The organism is Streptomyces regalis, assembly GCF_001509475.1.
Taxonomy (GTDB): Bacteria; Actinomycetota; Actinomycetes; order Streptomycetales; family Streptomycetaceae; genus Streptomyces; species Streptomyces regalis.
Genome location: NZ_LLZG01000013.1, coordinates 112,180 through 131,608 on the forward strand (window position 1 = coordinate 112,180; position 19,429 = coordinate 131,608).

Annotated in this window: 15 protein-coding genes; 9 read left to right on the forward strand and 6 right to left on the reverse strand. The window is 71.2% G+C overall.

All coding sequences use genetic code 11. The features are described 5' to 3' along the window. Positions 1–18: 18 nt before the first annotated feature. From tal to ADL12_RS03955, 7 genes are all read left to right on the forward strand, one after another. On the forward strand, positions 19–1,167 hold the full coding sequence (gene tal / locus ADL12_RS03925; RefSeq protein WP_062698469.1) for a transaldolase: 1,149 nt from the start codon (positions 19–21) through the stop codon (positions 1,165–1,167). Next, positions 1,164–2,711, forward strand: a complete 1,548-nt coding sequence (zwf, locus tag ADL12_RS03930; RefSeq protein WP_062698471.1) for a glucose-6-phosphate dehydrogenase — start codon at positions 1,164–1,166, stop codon at positions 2,709–2,711. The genes tal and zwf overlap by 4 nt, the downstream gene beginning before the upstream one ends. Beyond that, positions 2,708–3,643: a glucose-6-phosphate dehydrogenase assembly protein OpcA gene (gene opcA / locus ADL12_RS03935; RefSeq protein WP_062698473.1), complete on the forward strand. Its 936-nt coding sequence runs from the start codon at positions 2,708–2,710 to the stop codon at positions 3,641–3,643. The genes zwf and opcA overlap by 4 nt, the downstream gene beginning before the upstream one ends. A 4-nt stretch (positions 3,644–3,647) precedes the next feature. Next, positions 3,648–5,321 carry a glucose-6-phosphate isomerase gene (gene pgi / locus ADL12_RS03940; protein WP_062698534.1) on the forward strand — a complete coding sequence of 558 codons (1,674 nt, stop codon included), beginning with the start codon at positions 3,648–3,650 and terminating at the stop codon, positions 5,319–5,321. 145 nt (positions 5,322–5,466) lie between these two features. Next, the gene (gene gnd / locus ADL12_RS03945) at positions 5,467–6,354 is read left to right on the forward strand and encodes a phosphogluconate dehydrogenase (NAD(+)-dependent, decarboxylating) (RefSeq protein ID WP_079051818.1); all 888 of its coding nucleotides are present in this window, start codon (positions 5,467–5,469) and stop codon (positions 6,352–6,354) included. Between the two features lie 6 nt (positions 6,355–6,360). Further along, complete coding sequence (locus ADL12_RS03950; protein WP_062698477.1) at positions 6,361–6,960, forward strand: histidine phosphatase family protein; 600 nt, start codon at positions 6,361–6,363, stop codon at positions 6,958–6,960. A gap of 33 nt (positions 6,961–6,993) precedes the next feature. Then, a complete protein-coding gene (locus ADL12_RS03955) occupies positions 6,994–8,439 on the forward strand; it encodes a hypothetical protein (protein WP_062698478.1) in 1,446 nt (481 codons plus the stop codon). Positions 8,440–8,445: 6 nt separating this feature from the next. On the opposite strand, the gene ADL12_RS03960 is transcribed toward ADL12_RS03955, so the two are convergent. Next, positions 8,446–10,242: a bifunctional sugar phosphate isomerase/epimerase/4-hydroxyphenylpyruvate dioxygenase family protein gene (locus ADL12_RS03960; protein ID WP_062698480.1), complete on the reverse strand. Its 1,797-nt coding sequence runs from the start codon at positions 10,240–10,242 to the stop codon at positions 8,446–8,448. Positions 10,243–10,275: 33 nt separating this feature from the next. Beyond that, positions 10,276–11,160: a shikimate dehydrogenase gene (locus ADL12_RS03965; protein ID WP_107119820.1), complete on the reverse strand. Its 885-nt coding sequence runs from the start codon at positions 11,158–11,160 to the stop codon at positions 10,276–10,278. 171 nt (positions 11,161–11,331) lie between these two features. On the opposite strand from ADL12_RS03965, the gene ADL12_RS03970 reads away from it, so the two are divergent. Further along, positions 11,332–11,997 carry a TetR/AcrR family transcriptional regulator gene (locus ADL12_RS03970; protein WP_062698483.1) on the forward strand — a complete coding sequence of 222 codons (666 nt, stop codon included), beginning with the start codon at positions 11,332–11,334 and terminating at the stop codon, positions 11,995–11,997. 191 nt (positions 11,998–12,188) lie between these two features. After that, on the forward strand, positions 12,189–13,529 hold the full coding sequence (locus ADL12_RS03975; protein WP_062698485.1) for an MFS transporter: 1,341 nt from the start codon (positions 12,189–12,191) through the stop codon (positions 13,527–13,529). Between the two features lie 66 nt (positions 13,530–13,595). Here ADL12_RS03975 and ADL12_RS03980 read toward each other — a convergent pair whose 3' ends face one another. Genes ADL12_RS03980 through wecB form a run of 4 tightly spaced genes read right to left on the reverse strand, consistent with a single transcriptional unit; the run spans position 13,596 to position 19,330 of the window. After that, a complete protein-coding gene (locus ADL12_RS03980; RefSeq protein ID WP_062698487.1) occupies positions 13,596–15,779 on the reverse strand; it encodes a glycosyltransferase in 2,184 nt (727 codons plus the stop codon). Further along, positions 15,776–17,584, reverse strand: coding sequence for a hypothetical protein (locus ADL12_RS03985; RefSeq protein ID WP_062698490.1), 1,809 nt, complete (start codon positions 17,582–17,584; stop codon positions 15,776–15,778). The genes ADL12_RS03980 and ADL12_RS03985 overlap by 4 nt, the downstream gene beginning before the upstream one ends. Continuing rightward, the gene (locus tag ADL12_RS03990) at positions 17,584–18,249 is read right to left on the reverse strand and encodes a class I SAM-dependent methyltransferase (protein ID WP_062698492.1); all 666 of its coding nucleotides are present in this window, start codon (positions 18,247–18,249) and stop codon (positions 17,584–17,586) included. The genes ADL12_RS03985 and ADL12_RS03990 overlap by 1 nt, the downstream gene beginning before the upstream one ends. Continuing rightward, complete coding sequence (gene wecB, locus ADL12_RS03995; protein ID WP_062698494.1) at positions 18,242–19,330, reverse strand: non-hydrolyzing UDP-N-acetylglucosamine 2-epimerase; 1,089 nt, start codon at positions 19,328–19,330, stop codon at positions 18,242–18,244. Before wecB ends, ADL12_RS03990 begins: the two co-directional genes overlap by 8 nt. Positions 19,331–19,429 lie beyond the last annotated feature (99 nt).

Sequence of the window (19,429 nt, forward strand, 5' to 3'; positions counted from 1 at the left end):
CCTGCCGCCAGAAAGAAGATGATCACTGTGACCACCGAAGCAACCGCGACCGCGGGCACCCTCGAGCGCCTCTCCGACGAGGGCGTCTCGATCTGGCTGGACGACCTGTCGCGCAAGCGGATCGAGTCGGGCAACCTCGCCGAGCTGATCGCGCACAAGAACGTCGTCGGCGTCACCACCAACCCGTCCATCTTCCAGGCCGCCATCGGCTCCGGCGAGGGCTACGAGGAGCAGCTCGCCGACCTCGCGGTGCGGGGCGTCACGGTCGACGAGGCCGTGCGCATGATGACCACCGCCGACGTCCGCGCCGCCGCCGACGTCCTGCGGCCCGTGTACGACGCCACCGACGGCCGGGACGGCCGGGTCTCCATCGAGGTCGACCCGCGCCTCGCCCACAACACGGCGGCCACGATCGCCGAGGCCAGGCAGCTCGCCTGGCTGGTCGACCGCCCCAACGTGATGATCAAGATCCCGGCGACCAAGGCCGGTCTCCCCGCCATCACCGAGGTCATCGCCCAGGGCATCAGCGTGAACGTCACGCTGATCTTCTCCCTGGAGCGCTACCGCGAGGTGATGGACGCCTACCTGGCCGGCCTGGAGAAGGCCGCCGCGAACGGCCACGACCTCTCCGCCATCCACTCCGTGGCCTCCTTCTTCGTCTCCCGCGTCGACAGCGAGATCGACAAGCGGCTGACGGCGATCGGCTCGGACGGCGCCCTCGCGCTCAAGGGCAGGGCCGCGCTCGCCAACGCCCGCCTCGCCTACGAGGCCTACGAGGACGTCTTCGCGGGTGACCGCTGGACCGCCCTCGCCGGCGCCAAGGCCAACAAGCAGCGCCCGCTGTGGGCCTCGACCGGCGTGAAGGACCCGGCGTACAAGTCCACCCTGTACGTCGACGAACTGGTCGCGCCCGGGACCGTCAACACGATGCCCGAGGCCACCCTGAACGCCACCGCCGACCGCGGCGAGATCACCGGCGACACCGTGACCGGCGGTTACGCACAGGCCCGCGCCGACCTGGCCGCCGTAGAGGCGCTCGGGATCTCGTACGACGAAATCGTCACCCTTTTGGAGGACGAGGGCGTCGCCAAGTTCGAGGTGGCGTGGCAGGACCTGTTGGACGCCGTCAAGAAGTCGCTCGGCAGCAAGGGAGCTGACGCAGAATGACCTCCGACACCTCTGGCACCCCCGACTGGGACAACCCCCTGCGCGACGCGCGCGACCGCCGTCTGCCCCGGATCGCGGGCCCGTCCGGGCTCGTCATCTTCGGTGTCACCGGCGACCTGTCCCGCAAGAAGCTGATGCCGGCCGTGTACGACCTCGCCAACCGCGGCATGCTGCCGCCGGGCTTCTCGCTCGTCGGGTTCGCCCGCCGGGACTGGGAGGACCAGGACTTCGCGCAGGTCGTGCACGACTCGGTGCGCGAGCACGCCCGTACGGAGTTCCGCGAGGAAGTCTGGCAGCAGCTCGCCGAGGGCATGCGGTTCATTCCGGGGGCCTTCGACGACGACGAGGCGTTCAAGCAGCTGCGCCAGACGGTCGACGAGCTGGACGCGGCGCGCGGTACGAGCGGCAACTACGCCTTCTACCTCTCCGTACCGCCGAAGTTCTTCCCGGAGGTCGTGCAGCAGCTGAAGCGGCACGGCCTGGCGGACGCCCCCGAGGGTTCCTGGCGGCGGGCGGTCATCGAGAAGCCGTTCGGCCGCGACCTCGCGAGCGCCCAGGAGCTCAACGCGATCGTGCACGACGTGTTCGACCCGGAGCAGGTCTTCCGGATCGACCACTACCTGGGCAAGGAGACCGTCCAGAACATCCTGGCGCTGCGCTTCGCCAACCAGATGTTCGAGCCGATCTGGAACCGGTCGTATGTCGACCATGTGCAGATCACGATGGCCGAGGACATCGGCATCGGCGGCCGGGCGGGCTACTACGACGGCATCGGCTCGGCCCGTGACGTCATCCAGAACCACCTGCTCCAGCTGATGGCGCTGACCGCCATGGAGGAGCCCGCCTCCTTCGACGCCGCCTCGCTGCTCACCGAGAAGCTGAAGGTGCTGAAGGGCGTGAAGCTGCCGGAGGACCTGGGCAAGCACACCGTGCGCGGGCAGTACGCGGCAAGCTGGCAGGGCGGCGAGCAGGTCGCCGGGTACCTCCAGGAGGACGGCATCGACGCGCGGTCGAAGACCGACACGTACGCCGCGATCAAGCTGAACGTCGACAACCGGCGCTGGGCGGGCGTGCCGTTCTACCTGCGCACCGGCAAGCGGCTCGGGCGGCGGGTCACCGAGATCGCGGTCGTCTTCCAGCGGGCGCCGCACTCCCCCTTCGACTCCACCGCCACCGAGGAGCTCGGCCAGAACGCCATCGTCATCCGCGTCCAGCCGGACGAGGGCGTGACGGTGCGGTTCGGGTCCAAGGTGCCGGGGACCTCGATGGAGATCCGGGACGTGACGATGGACTTCGCCTACGGCGAGTCGTTCACGGAGTCCAGCCCGGAGGCGTACGAGCGGCTCATCCTGGATGTCCTCCTCGGGGACGCCAATTTGTTCCCCCGTCACCAGGAAGTGGAAGAGTCCTGGAAGATCCTCGACCCGATCGAGGAGTACTGGGACACCCACGGCAAGCCGGCGCAGTACGCGTCCGGCAGCTGGGGACCCGAGGAAGCCGACGAGATGCTCGCACGAGACGGACGGAGCTGGCGCAGGCCATGAAGATCGACCTGACCGACACCACGGCAAGCAAGATCAACAAGGCGCTGGTGCAGGGCCGCCGCGCGATCGGCACGCCGGCCGTGGGCATGGTCCTGACGATGGTGATCGTCACGGACGAGGAGAACGCCTACGACTCGATCAAGGCGGCCGAGGAGGCCTCGCACGAGCACCCCGCGCGCACCCTGGTCGTCATCAAGCGGCACGCCCGCACCCCGCGCGACCGCACCCGCTCGCACCTCGATGCCGAGGTCCGGGTGGGCGCCGACGCCGGCACCGGCGAGACGGTGATCCTGCGCATGTACGGCGAGGTGTCCGAGCACGCCGACTCGGTGGTGCTGCCGCTGCTGCTGCCGGACGCGCCGGTCGTCGTGTGGTGGCCGGTGGAGGCGCCCGAGAACCCCTCGAAGGACCCGCTGGGCGCGCTGGCACAGCGCCGGATCACCGACCTGTACACCACCGAGACCCCGCTGGCCGACCTGGAGGTCCGCGCCCGCTCCTACGCGCCCGGCGACACCGACCTCGCCTGGACCCGGCTCACCCCCTGGCGCTCGATGCTCGCCGCGGCCCTGGACCAGGCCCGGGTACCGATCGTCTCGGCGGCCGTGGAGGCCGAGGCCGACAACCCGGCCGCCGAACTCCTGGCCCGCTGGCTGGAGGCCCGCCTGCACGTCACCGCCGAGCGGGTCGTCACCGCCGGACCGGTCGTCACGGGTGTGCGGCTCGGCACCGAGAACGGCGAGATCGTCATCGACCGTCCCGAGGGCCCGCTGGCCACGCTGACCCTGCCGGACCAGCCGTCGCGCACCCTCGCGCTGAAGGTCCGCACCACCTCCGAACTCATCGCCGAGGAGCTCAGGCGCCTCGACGCGGACGAGATGTACGCCATCGCCCTGCGGGGCGAGGCCACCAAGGAGACCCCCGACCATGTCTGACCCACTGTCCGACTCCCCCCGGCTCACCCGGCGCCCCGAGTGGGTGGCCCTGGAGGACCACCGCGCGGACACGCTGCAGCGCCCGCGGCTGCGTGAGCTGTTCGCGGCCGACCCCTCCCGCGCCGAGCGGTACGTCGTGCGCGTCGGCGACCTGCGCATCGACTACTCCAAGCACCTGATCAACGACGAGACGCTCGCGCTGCTGCAGGAACTGGCCACCGCCACCGACGTGTTCGGGCTGCGGGACGCGATGTTCCGGGGCGAGAAGATCAACGTCACCGAGGACCGCGCCGTCCTGCACACCGCTCTGCGCGCCCCGGCCGACGCGGTGATCGAGGTCGACGGCGCGAACGTCGTACCCGAGGTGCACGCGGTGCTCGACAAGATGAGCGCGTTCGCGGACCGCGTCCGCTCCGGCGAGTGGACCGGCCACACGGGCCGCCGTATCCGCAACGTCGTCAACATCGGCATCGGCGGCTCCGATCTCGGTCCCGCCATGGCGTACGAGGCGCTTCGCCCGTTCACCGCACGGGAGTTGACGTTCCGGTTCGTGTCCAACGTCGACGGCGCCGACCTCCATGAGGCGGTCCGGGACCTGGACCCGGCGGAGACCCTGTTCATCGTCGCGTCCAAGACGTTCACCACGATCGAGACGATCACCAACGCGACCTCGGCCCGTTCCTGGCTGCTGGCCGGGCTCGGCGGCGAGGACAAGGCGGTCGCCCGGCACTTCGTCGCCCTGTCGACCAACGCCGAGAAGGTGACGGACTTCGGCATCGACCCGGACAACATGTTCGAGTTCTGGGACTGGGTCGGCGGGCGGTACTCGTACGACTCGGCCATCGGACTCTCGCTCATGATCGCCATCGGGCCGGACCGCTTCCGGGAGATGCTCAACGGCTTCCGCACCGTCGACGAGCACTTCAAAAGCGCCCCCGCCGAGGCCAACGCCCCTCTGATCCTGGGCCTGTTGGGCATCTGGTACGGCAATTTCTTCGGCGCCGAGTCGCATGCGGTGCTGCCGTACTCGCACTATCTGTCGAAGTTCACGGCGTACCTGCAGCAGCTGGACATGGAGTCCAACGGCAAGTCGGTCGACCGCGACGGCCATGCCGTGGGCTGGGAGACGGGTCCGGTGGTGTGGGGCACGCCCGGCACCAACGGGCAGCACGCCTACTACCAGCTGATCCACCAGGGCACCCGCCTCATCCCGGCCGACCTGATCGGCTTCGCCCGGCCGGTCGCCGAGCTGAGCGACGAACTCAAGGCGCAGCACGACCTGTTGATGGCGAACCTCTTCGCCCAGGGGCAGGCGCTCGCCTTCGGCAAGACCGCGGACGAGGTGCGCGCGGAGGGTGTCCCGGAGCATCAGGTCGCCCACCGCACCTTCCAGGGCAACCACCCCACCACCACGATCCTCGCCCCCGAGCTGACCCCGTCGGTCCTCGGCCAGCTGATCGCCCTCTACGAGCACAAGGTGTTCGTCCAGGGCGCCGTCTGGAACATCGACTCCTTCGACCAGTGGGGCGTCGAGCTCGGCAAGGTCCTCGCCAAGCGGGTCGAGCCCGCGCTGACCGAGGGCGCCGACGTGCCCGGCCTGGATTCCTCCACCGCCGGGCTCGTGGCCGCGTACCGCGAACTCAAGGAATTGAATCCTCACCCCCACGAGCGAGGGTGATTCCTGGCTCTCACAGCCCGGCGAAACAGCATTTCCCCAGGTCTTACGTGATCAACGCCAGCCGGGTCGAACCCTGCCCGGGCAACGTGCATCAAGCCCACACGCTGACGCGTGTAACGTACTTCACACGAATGGATCAGTGCAAATGACTGGCATGCAGCTAGGTCTCATCGGTCTCGGCAAGATGGGCGGCAACATGCGCGAGCGGATCCGCCGCGCCGGCCACACCGTCATCGGCTACGACCGCAATCCCGAGGTCTCCGACGTCAAGAGCCTCGAAGAACTGGTCCAGCAGCTCGACGCGCCGCGCACCGTGTGGGTGATGGTCCCGGCCGGCACCGCCACCCAGACCGTCATCGACGAGCTCAAGGACCTGCTGTCCCCGGGCGACACGGTGGTCGACGGCGGCAACTCCCGCTGGACGGACGACGAGAAGCACGCCGCCGAACTCGGCATCAAGGGCATCGGCTTCGTCGACGCGGGCGTCTCCGGCGGCGTGTGGGGCCTGCAGAACGGCTACGCGCTGATGGTCGGCGGCAACAAGGAGCACGTGGAGCCCCTGGAGCCGATCTTCGAGGCGCTGAAGCCGGAGGGGCCGTACGGCTACGTCCACGCCGGCCGCGTCGGCGCCGGGCACTTCTCGAAGATGGTCCACAACGGCATCGAGTACGCCATGATGCAGGCCTACGCCGAGGGCTGGGAGCTGCTGGAGAAGGTCAACTCGGTGGACAACGTCCGCGAGGTCTTCCGCTCCTGGCAGGAGGGCACCGTCATCCGCTCCTGGCTGCTGGACCTCGCGGTGAACGCCCTCGACGAGGACGAGCACCTGCAGAAGCTGCGCGGCTACGCGGAGGACTCCGGCGAGGGCCGGTGGACCGTCGAGGCGGCCATCGACAACGCCGTACCGCTGCCCGCGATCACGGCCTCGCTCTTCGCCCGGTTCGCGTCCCGTCAGGACGACTCCCCGCAGATGAAGATGATCGCGGCGCTGCGCAACCAGTTCGGCGGGCACGCCGTCGAGTCGAAGGAGTAGCGCACCGTGGGGGATCTCCTGCTGGTCCGCCACGGTGAGACGGAATGGAGCAGGTCGGGACAGCACACCAGCTGGACCGACCTGCCCCTGACCCGGGCCGGTGAGGAACAGGCCAAGTCTCTCGCCCCGCTCCTCACCGGCCGGACCTTCTCGCTGGCGCTCACCAGCCCGCTGAACCGCGCCCTGCGCACCGCCGAACTGGCCGGCGTGACCGGGGCCGTACCGGAACCGGACCTGCACGAGTGGGACTACGGCGGCTACGAGGGTGTCACCACCGTCGACATCCACCGCTCCCGCCCCGACTGGTACCTGTGGACGGACGGAGTGCCGCCCGGACCGGACGGTCACCCCGGTGAGTCACCGGCCGAGGTGGGGGCGCGTGCCGACCGGGTGCTCGCCCGGGTGGACGTGGCGCTGCTCGACGGCGATGTCGTCCTCGTGGCCCACGGGCACTTCCTGCGCGTCCTGACGGCCCGTCGGCTGGGGCTGGCACCGGCGGACGGGCGGCTGTTCCAGCTGGCGACGGGCACGGTGAGCCGCCTGTCGACCGAGCACGGCCGACCGGTGATCGCGGAGTGGAATGCAAGGTCTCACCTCGTGAGTTGACATGTTCGGCAGCCGGCGTCAGAGTCCCGGCTGATGGAGATCAACGATCTGACGCCGGCCGAACTGCGGGTATGGCAGGCCTTCGCCACAGGCACGGAGGTGGACTTCCGTGAGGGGACCGAGCCGGAAGGGGCACCCGAACGTACCCTTCGCGCCGCGGTGTTGCGGACATTACTGCTCAATGGCCCCAGCGAATCCGGAGAGATCGCGGCCCTCAAAGTCAGGGGCGCGCGTGTCACCGGCCCGCTGGACCTGAGGTATGCGACGGTCGACAGCGTCATCCACCTCACCCACTGCCGTTTCGAGCACGCCCCGGACTTCGTCGGCGCCCAGCTGCGCTACCTCAGCCTGCGGGACTCCGAGATGCCCGGCCTGTCGGTGACACGCGCCCGGATCGACGGCAGCCTGCGGCTGACGCGCTGCCGGTTCGGCGGGGCCGTGCGTGTCGACGGCGCGCAGATCGCGGGCGTTCTCTTCATCGATCAGGCGGACATCACCGTCGGCGACACCGCGCAGCCCGCCCTCCAGCTCAACCAGGTGTCCGTCGACGACGACCTGTGCGCGCATCACCTGCGCACGCGGGGCCGGATCCGGCTGGACGGCGCCACCGTGGCGGGCTCGCTCGACCTGGAGGACGCGGAGCTGCACAACCCCGGCGGCAACGTCATCGACGCGGAGGCCCTCGAAGTGGGCGCCAACGTGCTCGGCCGACGGCTGCGCGCCCATGGCCGCATCGACATGCGCGGCGCCCGCATACCGGGGCGGTTCGACCTGTTGTACAGCCGGCTGTCCAACCCCGGCGGCACCGCGATGCGAGCGAGCAGCTGTGTCATCGGCGAGGTGTGGCTGCGCAAGGGCCCGCCGATCGAAGGCATGCTCAACCTGCGCCGCTCCCAGATAGAACACCTCAACCTGGAGCCGGAGATGCTGCCGGACCAGGTCCGCCTGCTCGACCTCACCTACACCTCCCTGACCCCGCACGAGCCGCCGGAGCGCCGGCTGCCCATGCTGGAGCGGGACGAGGACACGTTCGACCCGCACGGATACGAGCAGTTGACGGCCGCCTACCGACGCACCGGCGACGACCACGCCGCCCGGCTCGTCCAGCTCGCCAAGCAGCGCCGCCACCGCACCACTCTGCCCTGGTACGGCCGCCTGTGGGGCCACGTCCAGGACGCCACGGTCGGCTACGGTTTCCGGCCGATGCGTGCCCTGGGCTGGCTGCTGTCCCTGCTCGCCGTCGGCTCCCTCGCGTTCGCGCTGCAGGCGCCCCCAGCGCTGAAGGCCGACGAGGCACCGCACTTCAACGCGGTGTTCTACACCCTCGACCTGCTGCTGCCGGTGATCTCCTTCGGACAGGAATCGGCGTTCGCCCCCGAGGGCGGGCAGCAGGCTCTGGCGTATGTCCTCGTTCTCACGGGCTGGATCCTCGCCACGACGGTCATCGCCGGCGTGACCCGCACCGTCAGCCGCCAGTAGGCCGATTCACCGGCCGGGTCGGAGAACGTGCTGGGCGGCAAGCCGCACCGGCGCGTTCTGGGCGCCGTAACCCCGGTAGCCGTCCCGCTGCACGAGCTCGAAGAAGACGCGGCCGACCGTCACCGTGTAGCAGTGCCGGAACTCGCCGTACGCGTCACGGTCGTAGAGGATGCCCAGCTCGCGATACGTCTCCCACTCGCCGTCCGCGAACTCGTACCGCGCTGCCAGGTCGTCGTAGTAGTTGGCGGGGATCGGCAGCAGACGCCCGCCCGCCTCCCGGTAGCGCCGGGCCGCGGCGACCACGTCGTCCGTGGCCAGCGCGATGTGCTGGGCGTGCACGGTGTCGTCGGTCGGCGCCGCGCCGACGCTCAGGGCGATGCGGACGCTGCCGTCGGGGTTGGTGACGGCGCGGCTGCGCATCAGGCCGTAGGGGTCGGCGACGTCGACGCTCTCCTGGGCGTGCAGGCCGAGGACGCTGCGGTGGAAGAGGGTCGCCTCGTCGAAGTGGTGCCAGGGCTGGGTGAGGGCGAGATGGTCGATGCGGTGCACGCCCGGCGCCCCTGCCTCGTGCTCGGCATCCGTGAAGTCGGCGCGCCAGTTGGGCTGTTCGGGGCGGTTCGTCGCGCAGAAGAAGAGTTCCGTGCCGTCGGGCGCCGCGACCGCGTCCAGGGGGGCGTCCTGCGGGGCGCGGCGGCGGGGCAGGACGGGGGCGAGGAGGGCCTCGGCGCGGCGGGCGGCGCCGGCGGGGTCCGGTGACTCCAGGCCGATGGCGGCGAGTCCGGTGCCGTCGCGGCGGGCGGAGCCCCCGGTGTTCACCAGGATGCGGGCCTCGCCCAGCTCCCAGAGGTCGACCGGCTTGCTGCGGTGCCGTGCGGTGCGGGCGAAGCCCAGGGCGCCGAGTACGGCCGAGACCGGTTCGGCGTCGGGGGTGACCAGTTCGGCGAAGGCGACGCCGGTGGGGACGACGGGTGCGGGGGGTGTGGCCAGGCCGACCGTCTCCTGCAGGACCAGCAGGGAGCGGTGGGCGTCCACGGCCGTCGGGCCGGCCTCGGCCTGGCGGAAGACGTCGTTGAAGACCTCGAGGGAGAGCGGGCCGTCGTATCCCGTGTGCAGGACGTGGCGTACCAGTCCGGCGACGTCGAAGCCGCCCTGCCCCGGGAAGCAGCGGTAGTGGCGGCTCCACTGCAGGACGTCCATCGCGAGCAGCGGGGCGTCGGCCAGCTGGAGGAAGAAGATCTTCTCGCCGGGGATGTCCACAATGCCTTCGAGGTCCTTGGGTTCAGAGCCGCGGGAGAGGATGTGGAAGCTGTCCAGACAGGTGCCGAGCGCGGGGTGCCCGGCCGCCTCGACGATGCGCCAGGCGTGGTCGTACGTGCTGACGTGCCGTCCCCAGGCGAGCGCCTCGTAGGCGACCCGGATGCCGAATTCCTGGGCCAGGTCGGCGAGTTGGGACAGCTGCTCGGCGGCGAGCGCGTCGTCGTCCACGGCCAGGGGGTGGACGGTGGAGCAGACGAGGACGGTGTCGGCGTCGAGCCGCCGCATCAGCTCGAACTTGTGCCGGGCGCGGCGCAGATTGCGGGCGAACTCGTCGGCGGGCACGGCCTCGATGTCCCGCATCGGCTGGTAGAGGTCGATGGTGAGGCCGAGGTCGGCGCAGCGGCCGCGGATCTCCTCGGGGGTGAGGGGGCTGGCCAGCAGGTCGTTCTCGAAGATCTCCACCCCGTCGAAACCGGCCCGGGAGGCGGCCGTGAGTTTCTCGGTGAGGGATCCGCTGAGGGAGACGGTGGCGATGGACGTACGCATGCCGATACCTCTTCCTACCTGTCCTTGGCTGTCCTACCTCGGGGTTCCTACGGGGCCCGCCAGTTCGGCGATGTCCGCGAGCATGCGCGCGCTGTCGGGCTCACGACCGGTGAACAGACGGAACGCGTCCGCGGCCTGGAAGACAGCCATCCCGCCCCCGTCCAAAGCGGCGCAGCCCATCGCGCGGGCGGTGCGGAGCAGCTCTGTCTCCAGCGGCCGGTAGACGACCTCGGCGACCCAGAGCCCCGGGTGGAGCAGCTCGGCCTGGAGGGGCAGGCCGGGGTAGGCTGCCATGCCGGTGGGGGTGGCGTGCACGAGGCCGTCGGCGTGGCTCATGAGCGCGGGGAGCGCGTCGAGAGCGGCGCCCACCGCGCGGCCGACGCCGAAGTGCCGGTTCAAGGAGGCGGCGAGATCGGCGGCCCGGTCGGCCAGCGCGTCGACCACCGTGACGAGCTCGGCGCCGAGCGTCAGCATGGCGTGCGCGACGGCCGCGCCCGCACCCCCGGCGCCCAGCTGCACGACCCGCTCCAGCGGCACGTCGGGCAGCCCGCGGGCGAAGGAGGCGGCGAAGCCGGTGACGTCCGTGTTGTGGCCGACGGCCCGGCCGTCCTCGAAGACGACGGTGTTGACCGCGCCCAGCGCCTCGGCCTGCGGGGCGAGCGCATCCAGGTGCCCGATGACGAGCTGCTTGCACGGGTGCGTGATGTTGAGCCCGTCGAAGCCCAGGTCACGGGCGGCCCGCACCAGGTCGCCCACCGCCTCGGGCGCGACGCCGAGCGTGTCGATGTCGATGAGCCGGTACAGGTAACGCAGACCCTGCCGGTCGGCCTCCCGCTCGTGCAGAGCCGGGCTGAGCGACGGGCCGATGCCGGAACCGATCAGCCCGACGAGATACGAGTCCTTGGCGTCCTTGGCCACCGGGGGACCTCCTGAGCGGCTCACTAATGTACGAACTGGTGAGTTAGTCATAGCAGGAGGTGCGGGCACTTGGGAAGGGCTGCCCCCGCGCCTGATGCGACCGGCCTTCTACAATCACCGGCACGCGAGCAAGCCACCGGGGGCACGCTCGCCCCTCGCCGAAGGAACCCGATGACCAGCGTCGACGAACCGGCACGACCGAACGGGCGGATCCGTGACGCCGCCCGCACCCAGGCCGAGATCCTCGACGTCGCGACGCAGGAGTTCGCCCGGGTCGGCTTCGCCGGCGCCCGGGTCGACGACATCGCCGCCCGCACCCGCACCACGAAGCGGATGATCTACTACTACTTCGGCGGCAAGGAGCAGCTGTTCACCGCCGTGCTGGAGCGGGCGTACGGGGTGATCCGGGAGGCCGAGCAGCAGCTCGACGTCGAGCACCTGGACCCGGTCGCGGCCATCCGCCGACTGGCCGAGCTGACCTTCGACCACCACGAGCAGCACCCCGACTTCATCCGCCTGGTCAGCATCGAGAACATCCACGGGGCCGAGCACATCGCCGCCTCCGAGAAGCTCGGCAAGATCGGCTCACCGGCGCTGGACGTGATCCGCCGGATCCTGGAGTCGGGGCAGCAGTCCGGCCTGTTCACGGCCGACGTCGACGCCGTCGACCTGCACGCGATGATCAGCTCCTTCTGCTTCTTCCGGGTCTCCAACCGGCACACCTTCGGCGTCCTGTTCGGCCGTGACCTGGTGGATCCGGCCCAGCGCGAGCACTACCGCGCGATGCTCGGCGACATGGTGATCGCGTACCTGACCGCGGAGCGGGCGGCAGACTGAAGTCGTCCGGCACAACCCCTTGACACCCAGGAAACGGGAGCGCAACATCCGTAGCCATCCGCTACTAACTATCCAGTGGGTTAATTAGCCGGGTAGCTCCCGGCTCGGCCGACCCGTCACCCCAGGGATCCGGCGCCTCTTCTCTCCGCTCACTCCCCCGTATGGTGGAGATCCCTCGAAGGAGCACCCCTGTGTCAGTCCCCGACACCCCTGCCGGCCAGCCGAAGAAAGCGGCCACGGCTGCCTGGATCGGCAGCGCCCTGGAGTACTACGACTTCTTCATCTACGGCAGCGCCGCCGCGCTGATCTTCCCCGAGGTCTTCTTCGACGAGTCCGACCCGGCGACCGCCACCCTGCTGTCGCTGGCCACGTTCGGTGTCGCGTATGCCGCCCGGCCGGTCGGCGCGCTGTTCCTCGGTCACTTCGGCGACCGGCTGGGCCGTAAGAAGATCATGGTCTTCACGCTGATCCTGATGGGCGTGTCGACGTTCCTCATCGGCTGTCTGCCGACCCGCGACCAGGTGGGCACCCTGGCGCCCGTCCTGCTGGTGCTGTGCCGGGTACTGCAGGGCATCTCGGCGGCGGGCGAGCAGGCCAGCGCCAACTCGATGACCCTGGAACACGCGCCACCGCACCGGCGCGGCTTCTTCACCAGCTTCACGCTGAGCGGCACGCAGGGCGGGCAGCTGCTGGCCACCCTGGTCTTCATCCCGATCGCCGCGCTGCCGGAGGAGCAGCTGCTGTCGTGGGGCTGGCGGGTTCCGTTCTGGATGAGCATCGCGGTCGCCGTCGTCGGCTATGTCATCCGCCGCAAGCTCCAGGAGACGCCGGCCTTCGAGCAGCAGGCCGCCACCGAGGGCGTCCCCAAGATGCCGCTCGCGGTGCTGATGCGGGAGCACTGGGCGGATGTGCTGCGGGTGATCGCCGGTGCGCTGGTCGCCTCGGTCAGCACGATCTTCACGGTGTGGGCGCTGTCGTACGCCACGAGTGACTCGGTCGGGATGAGCAAGTCCTCCATGCTGTGGGTGGGCGCTCTCGCCAACCTGGTCGCGCTCGCCGCGATCCCGCTGTGGGCCACGCTGTCGGACCGCATCGGCCGCCGCCCGGTGTACCTGATCGGCGCGGCCGGCAGCGCGGTGATGATGTTCCTGTACCTGTGGTCGATCTCGACCGGCTCCTACCCGCTGACCCTCCTGCTGGGCATCGTGACCTTCGGTGTGGTCTACAGCGCCGCGAACGGCGTGTGGCCCTCCTTCTACGGCGAGATGTTCTCCACCCGGGTCCGCCTGTCCGGTATGGCCATCGGCACCCAGATCGGCTTCGCCGTGGCCGGGTTCGCGGTCACCTTCGCCGCGCAGATCGCCGGCCCGAACGGCGACGACTGGTCCGCGGTGGCCCTCTTCACGGCCGCCCTGTGCGTGCCGCCGGTCGTGGCCGCCGTCTCGGCCCGCGAGACCGCCAGGATCCCGACGGAGCAGCTGGGCGAGCGCACGGCCCGGGAGTCCGCGCAGCCGGAGACGGTGACGGCCTGATCCTGCGCTGATCTTGCGCGAACCCCCGAGTCCCCGGACGCCGCGAAGGCTCCGGGGACTCGGGCGTCACCCGGCCACCAGCAGCTCCGTCCAGGTCTCGGCGACCCGGTCCAGCGAAAAGCCCTCCCGTACCTGCGTGCGCGCCAGCTCGGCTGCGGAGCGCCAGCCGTCCTCGCCGAGGGCGGCGATCGCCTCGGCCATCGCCTCGGGGCTGTCGTGGATCCACCGCCGGTCGTAGATCTCGTCGGCACCGGGCCACGGCAGCAGTGCGGGCACCGCACCGGAGGCCATCCCCTCGGCGGGTGAGAGGTGGAAGCTCTCGTCGTCGCTGGTGGACAGCACATGCCCGACCCGCCGCAGCCAGCCCGCCACGTCCGGCCCGAAGGTGTCGAAGACGACGGCCCCTTCGAGGAGCGGCGAGGTCTGCATACGGCGCAGTACAGCGTCGTAGTGCTCACGTTCCTCGGGCTTGTTCCAGATCCACCAGTACTCCCAGGGCGGCTTGGACTTGACCGACAGATGCCAGCGCGGGTCCCGGGCACGCAGGGCCTCCAGCACGTCGAGGCCGAGGTCGAGGCGTTTGCGGCTGGGTGCGATGCCGATCATGCCGAGGCGGTGGTGGGCGCCCGGTGCCTTCGGGCGGTCGAGCTGGTCGGTGTCCACCCAGTTGGGGACGACCACGACCTTCGAGGCGGGCCAGCCGGTGTGCTCGCGCGTGCGGCGGGCGTAGTACGGGCTGACGCACACCACCCGGTCGACGGCGTCGATGTCGACCTGGCGGGGCCACGGGGCGTCCAGCTCGAAGCGGTGCAGCCGTACGACGAGCCGGCTGCCGCGCCGCTTGTGGCGGCTGTACCAGACGGCTGCCGGGCCGCACCACTCGACGACCACCACGTCCGCCCAGTCGGCGAGTTCACGGCTCGCGTCCGGGTCGTGGCGGGACAGCGCCGGCCAGGCGTCGACCCGTACCTCGAGACCGGGCAGCGAGCGGAAGTGGTCGAGGAGCCGGGTGAGGAACTTGAGGTCGTGCCCGGCGACGCCCACGCGCAGGGGTCGGCCACGGGGAGTCACCCCGGCGGGGGCGGCGGGGAAGGCGCGGTCGAGGTGGGCGCGCCAGCGGGTGGCCGCTTGGTCCAGGGTGTGGTGCCGGGCGGCCTCGTGGCAGCGGTCGGCCGCGAGGCGCCGGGCCTGCGGCTCACGGACGGCCCGGGCGACGGCTTCGGCGGCGTCGTCGAGTCCGGCGCGTCCGGGCACGAACAACGGATAGTCGACGCCGAGCAACGCCTCGTGCGCCGGTGTGCGGTTGAGCACCACGGGCAGGCCCAGGGTCCCGAACTCCAGGACTTTGGTGGACAGTTCGAGGCTGGAGTCGAGGACCGGGTCCCGCCAGCCGAGGCCCACGTCGCAGTCCGCGGCGATGCGCATGGCCTCCTCGCGCGGCTGTCCGCCGTGGTGGTGGACGCCGGGCGTGCCGGCCAGCGCCCGCGCCATGTCGGCCTGGAAGGAGGGGTGGGACGCATCGTCGTGGATCTTGTCGCCGACGGTGTGCAGTTCCGCGGGGACGCCTCGCTCGGCGAGCAGCTCCGGCAGCCGGGTCATGGGCAGGGTGTTCCACCGGGGTGCGAACTTGCCGGTGTAGACGAGGCGCAGCGGATCGTGCGGTCCGTCCCGGTCCGGCAGCGGGAAGCCCGGCTCGGGCACGGCGGGCGGGCTGAGCACGCACTTGCCGCAGGCCTCGGGCACCCAGGTCTCCAGGAAGCAGCGCAACTCCTCGGTCTGGCACAGGAGTCGCTGTGAGGCCTCGGCGATGAGCGCGAGTTCCGCGCGGGCCGCCTCGGTCATCTCGGCGGCCGACTGCGGGATGTCGGTGAGGTAGGCCCAGATCCGCCCGTCGAACCGGCCGTCGGCCACTACCCGCACGACCAGCCGCCGACCGCGCAGCACCAGCAGGTCACAGGGCTCGTCCTCGTCGAGCCGGGTGAGCACCTGTGCGGCCTGCACCGGCGACATGGGCCGGTCGGCGAGGCCCGGCAGCAGCCGCTCCTCGTGCGGACTCACCAGGGTGACCCCGGGCAACTCGGCCAGCGGATCGGTCAACCGGCCCGTTCGTACCGGGGACTTGAGGACGAGTCGGCTGTCGCAGCCCACCCGCGACAGGGCCTGCACCGTCGACTGCGCCCACACGGCGGAGCCGTCGATGAGGTTCAGGTCCACATCGCCGTGGACGAGCGCCCGCAGCGTACGGCTCATGACGGCTCCTTCCCGCGCACGGCGAACAGTCGGTGTCCCTGACCGGCCCAACTTCCGGGCGCCGCACCGGACATGTGCAACGAACGGCGTACCAGCAGCGGTCGCAGCGACGGTACGAAGACGTAGTCGTCGGCGGTCGGCGTGTGGCCCACCGCGTCGGCGCCGGAGTACTCCTGGGCGCACATCAGATCGAGCAGTAGGGTGTCCGGCCGGTCCTCGGTGAGGTCCGTCCAGTCGGCGACCCAGGGGGCCAGTGGCCGCCCCCGGCGTACCGCCACTCCGGCGGCGGTGAGTTCGTCGAGTCCCGCCGGATCGGGTACGACGACCTCGGCCGGGCGGTGCAGCTGGCCGAGCACCTGCCCGACGAGCCGGGCGACGTCGGTGCGGTCCCGGGGCGCGGCCAGCACGGCGACGCGCCGCTCGTCCAGTGGATCCGGGGCCCCGGCCGTCCGCGCCAGCTGCGACAGCCGTACCCGTGTGCTGTCCGCCCGGAACACCTCACGCAGCCGTTCCCGGCCCTCCGCGACCGGGTCCAGCCGGCCGAGCCGTACGCCGGTGTCCGCGTCGACGACGGCATCCCAGGCGAGCCGGGCGAGCCCGGGCGCGGCGGAGGCGGGACCGTCCCGCCACAGCACTGCCTTCCGCCCCAGCACCCTGGTCTCAGCGAGCAGTTCGGCGAGCGTGCGGTCCAGGTCGGGGGCGAGTCCGGTGCCGGTGAGCGACCAGGGCCCGTCGCCCGCGCAGGCGCTCAGCTGCACGACGAGCACGTCCGGGTCGGTGCGTTGCACGAGCAGCCGGCCGTCGTGCGGCAGCAGCCGGTTGACGACCACGTCCGCCGCGAAGTCCTCGGCGGTGGCGGGGGTGAGCACACCGGCGACGACGAGACGGTCGCGGGGCGCCACGGTCAGTGCGCGATGGGCGAGGTGGAAACGGCCGTCGACGGGCGCGTCCGACTCGGCCCGGTCCTTCGGCGCGCCCTCGGGCGCCGGACCGGCGGCGCGCCGCCGCCCGCGCCACAGTCCGTACAGCTCCCCCGGCAGCCGCACCGCGCCCCTCTTCGGTGAGCGCGCGGCCGTCACCAGCGCCTTCCCCACTCGCAGGGTGGTCGAGCCCTCCAGCATGGCCACCCGCGCCTGCAGCACGTCGACCCGGTCCCGGGTGGCCCGCAGCGCGGCGGCAAGCTGCTCCTTCTCCCGTACGGCGGCGGCGAGCCGCTCGGCGAGCCCGTCCTGCCCGGCGGCGACCCGGGTGCGTTCCGCCTCCTCCACGGTCCGTTCCAGGTCCAGCACCCGGGCGCGCAGGGACCGTGAGGCCAGGTCGGCGAAGACGTACTCGTCGGCGATGCGCAGCGCCGTGGCGTGGCCGTCGGCGGGGACGGGCCGCCCGAAGAAGTCGTGCGGCGCCAGGAGCTCGTCGGTGCGCGCGATGACCGCGCCGGCATGCAGATGGACGTAGTCGAGGGGTGCCGCGCGCAGGACCTGGCAGCGGTGCGCCACGAGATGGTCGAGCAGCCGGTGGTAAGGGAGCTCCGATGCGCGGTGACCGAGCACGATCAGTCCGCGTGCACCGGGCCGCATGCGTGCCAGTACGGCGCGACAGGCATCCTCGCCTCCGTGCAGCTCGGCGTCGGGTCCGTACGAGAGGAGGACCAACTCGCCTTCGGTGACAGGCTGTTCGTCGTCCCCGCGCAGAAAGACACCCGGCGGCAGATGCAGGTAGGGCTCCAGGCTCAGGCCGCCGCGAGTCGCGTCCACCACTGTCGTGACGCCGTCGAGGTGCGGATGGAGCAGGTCGGTCAGGCGCATCAGCGGGTCCTCGTGAAGACGTGGAAGCCAACCTGGCTCTCCCGGAAGCCGTACGGCTGCGAGAGGGTGTGCCGCAGGCCGAGCGGCTCGAGTTCGGCGCGGTAGGCGGCGATCGGGCGGTGCACGGTGCGGGCGCCGCGGGTCGTACGCTCGGCGGTGGCCTCGTCGGTACCTTCGTCGGCGTCCTCGTCGGTGACGATGTCGGTGGCGATCAGGCGGCCGGTTACGCGGATGAGGGAGGCCATGTTGCGCAGACCGGCCGCCCACGCCTGGTCGTCCAGTACATGGAACAGGACGTCCACACAGACCACGATGTCGTACGGCCACGGGCTGCGCCACTCGTCGAGCGCGGCGACGGCGTAACGCGGGCCGCCGCCCTCGGCGCGGGCGTGGTCGACGGCGTGCGGGCTGATGTCGAAGGCGTCGACCCGATGGCCGCAGCGGGCCAGGGCGCGGGCGAAGTACCCCTTGCCGCACCCGGCGTCGAGCACGAACAGCGGGGCTGCGGGGCTGGACAGGTCGCCGATGAGGGAGAGCAGCGAGCCGAACCGCTGGGCGTAGAAGATCTCGTTACCCGGACGGTCCAGCCCGATCTGCCCGCCGGAGGCGAGCTCGTCGAGGTCGCTGTGACGGGCGTCCCAGTACGTCCACGTGCCGTCAGCCATGGCGCTCCAGCCACGCGGTGATCACACGGGCGATCCGGCCGCCCGCCCGGCCGTCCCACAGGGGCGGCCCCTCCGCGGGCGCCGCTCCCCCGCCGTCCAGCACCTTGCGCAGAGCGGGCACCAACTCCCCGTGCGTGACAAGCCGGTTGGTGCCGTGGGTGAGCGTGACGGGGCGTTCGGTCGTGGTCCGCAGGGTCAGGCACGGCACGCCCAGCACCGTCGTCTCCTCCTGCACGCCGCCCGAGTCGGTGATCACCGCGGCGGCTCCGCGTACGAGGCTCATGAACTCGACATAGCCGAGCGGGTCGAGGAGGTGGACGCCCGGTGCGTCCGCGAGGCCCGCCGCGCTCAGCGCCGCCCGGCCGCGTGGGTGCAGCGGTACGGCCAGGTCGAGATGGCGGGCGGCCTCGGCCAGGACACGGGCGGCGGCCCCGGCGGACTCCGGGTCGTCGACGTTGGCGGGCCGGTGCAGGGTGACGACGCCGTAGCGCTCGGGCAGTCGGTGGGCGGCCCGGGCGGCCACCGCGTCGAAATGCTCCAGATGGGTGAGCAGGGTGTCGATCATCGGGTTGCCGACCAGGTGCACCCGCTCGGCGGCGATCCCCTCACGGGCCAGGTGGCCGACGGCCTCGGGGCTCGTGACGAACAGCAACTCCGCCAGCTGGTCGACCAGACGCCGGTTGGTCTCCTCCGGCATCGTCATGTCGAAGCTGCGCAGCCCGGCCTCGACGTGCGCCACCGGGACGCCCAGCCTGGCGGCGACGAGCGCGGCGGCCAGCGTCGAGTTCACATCGCCGTACACCGTGACCAGCGCGGGTGCACGGGCGGTCAGTTCGGCCTCCAGGGCCACCAGCAGCTCGGCGATCTGCCGGGCGTGGCTGCCCGAGCCGACGCCGAGGTCGGTGTCTGGCTCGGGCAGGCCGAGTTGCCGGAAGAAGATGTCCGACATCCGCTCGTCGTAGTGCTGCCCGGTATGGACGAGCACCTGATCGCAGCCCGCGGCGCCGAGGGCGGCGACGACCGGCGCGGCCTTGACGAAGTTGGGCCGGGTGCCTACCACATGGAGTACGCAGCCGTTCATCGTGGCTCCCCTTTTTGATGGCTCGGTCGCCTACGGACGCTTTCAGCCGGTGTCGAGCCGTCGGCGGGCCGTGGCCGTCGGCGGGGCCTAGGTTTGCGA

Excerpts from the sequence above, each read along its gene's own strand:
- opcA (WP_062698473.1), top strand. The coding sequence starts at position 2,708 with ATGAAGATCGACCTGACCGACACCACGGCAAGCAAGATCAACAAGGCG.
- ADL12_RS03955 (WP_062698478.1), top strand. The coding sequence starts at position 6,994 with ATGGAGATCAACGATCTGACGCCGGCCGAACTGCGGGTATGGCAGGCC.
- zwf (WP_062698471.1), top strand. The coding sequence starts at position 1,164 with ATGACCTCCGACACCTCTGGCACCCCCGACTGGGACAACCCCCTGCGC.
- ADL12_RS03960 (WP_062698480.1), bottom strand. The coding sequence starts at position 10,242 with ATGCGTACGTCCATCGCCACCGTCTCCCTCAGCGGATCCCTCACCGAG.
- gnd (WP_079051818.1), top strand. The coding sequence starts at position 5,467 with ATGACTGGCATGCAGCTAGGTCTCATCGGTCTCGGCAAGATGGGCGGC.
- wecB (WP_062698494.1), bottom strand. The coding sequence starts at position 19,330 with ATGAACGGCTGCGTACTCCATGTGGTAGGCACCCGGCCCAACTTCGTC.
- ADL12_RS03990 (WP_062698492.1), bottom strand. The coding sequence starts at position 18,249 with ATGGCTGACGGCACGTGGACGTACTGGGACGCCCGTCACAGCGACCTC.
- ADL12_RS03980 (WP_062698487.1), bottom strand. The coding sequence starts at position 15,779 with ATGAGCCGTACGCTGCGGGCGCTCGTCCACGGCGATGTGGACCTGAAC.
- ADL12_RS03985 (WP_062698490.1), bottom strand. The coding sequence starts at position 17,584 with ATGCGCCTGACCGACCTGCTCCATCCGCACCTCGACGGCGTCACGACA.
- ADL12_RS03970 (WP_062698483.1), top strand. The coding sequence starts at position 11,332 with ATGACCAGCGTCGACGAACCGGCACGACCGAACGGGCGGATCCGTGAC.
- tal (WP_062698469.1), top strand. The coding sequence starts at position 19 with ATGATCACTGTGACCACCGAAGCAACCGCGACCGCGGGCACCCTCGAG.